General features: G+C 73.7%; 4 protein-coding genes. 1 reads left to right on the top strand and 3 read right to left on the bottom strand.

The features are described from left to right. Nucleotides 1-25: 25 nt before the first annotated feature. On the top strand, nucleotides 26-688 hold the full coding sequence (locus ABZ749_RS31105) for a lysophospholipid acyltransferase family protein (protein WP_357234032.1): 663 nt from the start codon (nucleotides 26-28) through the stop codon (nucleotides 686-688). Between the two features lie 13 nt (nucleotides 689-701). Here ABZ749_RS31105 and ABZ749_RS31110 read toward each other — a convergent pair whose 3' ends face one another. The 3 genes from ABZ749_RS31110 to ABZ749_RS31120 all read right to left on the bottom strand — a co-directional run bounded on the left by ABZ749_RS31110 (nucleotide 702) and on the right by ABZ749_RS31120 (nucleotide 3,475). Continuing rightward, nucleotides 702-1,826 carry a glycosyltransferase family 4 protein gene (locus ABZ749_RS31110; RefSeq protein WP_357234035.1) on the bottom strand — a complete coding sequence of 375 codons (1,125 nt, stop codon included), beginning with the start codon at nucleotides 1,824-1,826 and terminating at the stop codon, nucleotides 702-704. Further along, on the bottom strand, nucleotides 1,823-3,082 hold the full coding sequence (locus tag ABZ749_RS31115; RefSeq protein WP_357234038.1) for a M48 family metalloprotease: 1,260 nt from the start codon (nucleotides 3,080-3,082) through the stop codon (nucleotides 1,823-1,825). The genes ABZ749_RS31110 and ABZ749_RS31115 overlap by 4 nt, the downstream gene beginning before the upstream one ends. Before the next feature lie 174 nt (nucleotides 3,083-3,256). Next, nucleotides 3,257-3,475 carry a hypothetical protein gene (locus ABZ749_RS31120; protein ID WP_357234041.1) on the bottom strand — a complete coding sequence of 73 codons (219 nt, stop codon included), beginning with the start codon at nucleotides 3,473-3,475 and terminating at the stop codon, nucleotides 3,257-3,259. Nucleotides 3,476-3,895: the final 420 nt, after the last annotated feature.

A 3,895-nucleotide genomic window follows, 5' to 3' on the forward strand; every position in this document is an offset into this window, starting at 1 on the left:
GCCTGAAAACCGACCCGGAGGACACGTGCCCCTGCTGTACGACGTCACCAAGCTGACCGTCGGCACCGTGCTGCGGTTTGGCTGGCAGCCCCGTGTGGAAGGGCTGGAGCACCTGCCCCGACACGGCGGCGCGATCCTCGCCGGCAACCACCTGTCCGTCGCCGACGAGTTGTTTCTCGTCACCTCGACGCCCCGACACGTCACCTTCTGGGCGAAGGTCGAGTACTTCAACGGCCGGGGTCCGGGCGGCTGGCTCAACCGGCGGATCGTCGCCGGCATGGGCGCCATCCCGGTGGACCGCTCCGACGGCCGGGCCGCCCTGCGCGCCCTCGACGCCGCCGTCCCGGTACTCCGCTCCGGCGGCCTGGTCGCCGTCTACCCGGAGGGCACCCGCTCCCCGGACGGGCGGCTCTACCGGGGCCGGGTCGGGATGACCCGGCTGGCCCGCGACGCCGGGGTGCCGATCATCCCGGTCGGTGTGCTCGGCACCGCCGAGGTGCTGCCGGTCGACGCGCGGCTGCCCCGTCGCCACCCGATCACCCTGCGGTTCGGCCCGCCGATCCCGGTCGCCGAGCGGATCAACGGGCCGCGAGACATCCGGACGGTCACCGACGAGGTGATGGCGGCGATCCAGCAGCTCACCGGCCAGGAGTACGTGCCGCACTACGCGCCCGCCCGGGAGAGCTGAACGCGGGCGGCGATCAGCCGGCGAGCAGTGCCGCCATGCGGTCCGCCTGCGCCTCCCAGCGCCACTCCCGTTCCACCCAGGCCCGGCCGGCCGCGCCCAGCTGACGGGCCAGGTCCCGGTCGGCGAGCAGCCGGGCGACCCGGTCGGCGAGCTGGGCGATGTCCCGGCCGCCCACGACGTAGCCGGTCTCCCCCTCCCGGACAGCGTCCGGCGCTCCCCCGGAGTCACCGGCCACCACTGGCAGGCCGGTCGCCGATGCCTCCAGGTAGACGATGCCCAGCCCTTCGACGTCGAGGCCACGGTTGCGGGTACGGCACGGCATCGCGTAGACGTCACCGGCCGCGTAGTGCGCCGGCAACTCGACCGACGGCACAGTGCCGGTGAACACCACATCCCGTTCCACACCGGCCTGGCGGGCCAGCTTCTCCAGGGTCGCCCGGTACGGCCCACCACCGACGATCAGCAGCGCCGCGTCGGGCACCCGGCGGCGGATCTCCGGCAGGGCCCGGATCAGGGTGTCCTGACCCTTGCGCGGCACCAGCCGGGACACACAGACGACGACCGGCCGGTCGGTCAAACCGAGCCGGGCCCGGACCTGTTCACCGTCCACGCTCGGGTGGTAGGTGTCCACATCGACCCCGGGCGCGAGGCGGCGCAGCTCGGTCACCCCGTCCAGCACCCGGGCCAACCGGCTGCGGGTGTACTCGCCCAGATAGGTGGTCACGTCCACACCCCGACCGATGCGCCGCAGCGCCGGCCGGGCGGCCGGCACGGCCGCCCAACCGACCTCGTGGCCATGGGTCTGCGCCACCACCCGACGGATGCCGGCCCGCCGCCGCAGGCCGGCCGCGAGCAGGCCCAACGGGGCCGCCGCGCCGAACCACACGGTGTCGCAGTCGTACGCGCGAGCCAGCCGGGCCGCCCTGCGGGCGATCAACGGGGTGGGCAGCAACACCCGGGTGCGCTCCCGGATCACCTCGTACGGCTGGTCGGCGTCGAACTTCGCCGCCCCGCGCCAGTTCGACGCGTAGACGACCACCGAGCCGGCCGGTTGACGGACCGCGAGGTGGTGCACGAACGACTGGATCCCACCCGGGCGGGGCGGAAAGTCATTGGTGATCAGCAGGGTGCGGTTCATCGGCCGGCCTCCCGGGCGTACGCGCGGGCGGCGGCCATCCGCTCCACTGTGGACGGGTGTGAGGCCGAGTAGAGGTATTCCCAGCGGGGCGGGTCGGGGTCACCGAGGTTGACCGAGCCCAGCCGGCGCTGCATCGACTCGAAGGACTCCGGGTCGCCGGTGAGCGCGAGCGCGTGCGCGTCGGCCCGCGCCTCCACCCGTCGGGACATCAGCGCCTGCACCGGGGCGGCAACCAGCCCGGCCACCGTGACCAGGGCGACCAGCAGCGGGAACGCGCGCGGTTGGGCCACCGAGTCGACACCGGCCAGCCGTAGCAGTGGCCCCCACGAGCCGAGCAGGTAGAGCGCCACCACAGCGGCCGCGGCACCCAGCGCCCCGGTCAGCGTGCCGGCCGCCACGTCGGAGTCCTTCGCGTGCCCCAACTCATGCGCCACGACGGCGGTCACCTCGGCCGGGGTCGCCTCGCGCAGCAGCGTGTCGTAGACGACCACCCGTCGGGTCGGCCCGAGACCGGAGACGTACGCGTTGACCGCCCTGGTGCGCCGGGAGGCATCGGCGACCAGCACGTCACGCACCGGCACCCCGTCGCGGGCGGCCATGCTCATCAGCTCGGTGCGCAACGGACCCTGCTCCATCGGGGTGAACCGGTTGAACACCGGCTCCACCAGCACCGGCAGCACGAACGACAGCAGCACCACGAGCACGGCGGCGCCGGCCGCACCGAACGCCCACCACCAGCGGGGCGCGAGCCGGATGACCGCGTAGAAGCCGAACAGCGCCACCGCGCCGATCACCGCGCTGACGGCGTACGACTTGAGCAGGTCGACAGCCCAGCCGCTCCAGCCGTTGGTGCTCAACCCGTAGCGGGTGAGCACGCTCTGCCGCCAGGCGGCGAACGGGAGCGTCACCAGGTCGGCGACGAGCACCACCGCCAGCCCGCCGAGCACAGCCTGCGCTGCCCAGTGCCCACCGAAGGGCCGGCCGACCAGCTCGACCAGGCGACTGCCCAGCGGGGTCAACCCGAGCGCGAGGGCGATCAGCAGCCCGACGGCGAGCGCGGCGTAGCCACCGGGACGCAGCGCGGCTCGGAACTCCCGCCCCTTGGCCACCTGCTCGGCCGGCAGGTCGCCCAGCGCGGCGAGCTGGTCGGCACGGGGTGCCGGCGGGCGGTGCCACGGGATGAGCAGCGCGGCCAGCACGACCAGCACGAGGGCCAGCCCGGCCAGGGTCAGCAGCGCCCAACCCCGCGGGGTCACCGCGTCACCGCCCGGTGGGCCGGATCGCCGCCACCGGACGCAACGCCACCGGACGCAGCGCCGCCGACGAGCCCGCCGTCGTCCCGCCGTACCTCGCTCATCGCGCCGCTCCTCCCGCCGTGACCGCTCATCCTATGGCCCGCGAGAAGCCTGCTTCCGGGCGCGGTGTAAGGCTCAGGCGACCCGGCGGGCGGGGCGGCGGGGAGCGACCTCCGGGCGCGCGGGCGCGGCCAGCACCTCCACGTCGAAGCCGGCCCGGGCGAGCACCTCGATGGCCTCGACCTCGGCGGCGACCAACCCGGCCGCCGGGGACGTCTCGTCGAACAGGGCGGTCAGCGGGCAGCCGGAACAGCCGTCGGCCCGCTTCGCGCACCCGTCGCAGTCGATGAGCATCACGCCTCCTGATCGGCTCGCGGCGCACGGGCGACTCCTGTTGTCGCCGACCGGACACCGTCGGTGACATCGACACTAACCACCGGGTACGACAGCAACCCGATCCGACCGCCTGTTTCAGGGCTAGATCCACTCCAGATCAGCGATATCGGGGTATCCCACCCGACCGGGAGCCCCCGACCAACGAACCCGACGAACCCATGCCCGACCGAGCGAAGGAGAGGCATCGTTTGGCCGACCGACCACCCGGGCACTGGGCGACCGTGGCCGATCTCGATGCGTCGTCAGTCGTGGAATTCCGGTACTCCCCGCGCCGACATCGCCTCGCCATGGCTCTCGCCGTGCTGGTCGGCGCGGCTCTCCTCACCTTCTACACGGTGGTGTTCGACGAGGCGTGGTGGAAGGTGCTGCTGCGCTTCG

It is taken from the genome of Micromonospora sp. NPDC047753, assembly GCF_040642735.1.
Lineage (GTDB): Bacteria > Actinomycetota > Actinomycetes > Mycobacteriales > Micromonosporaceae > Micromonospora.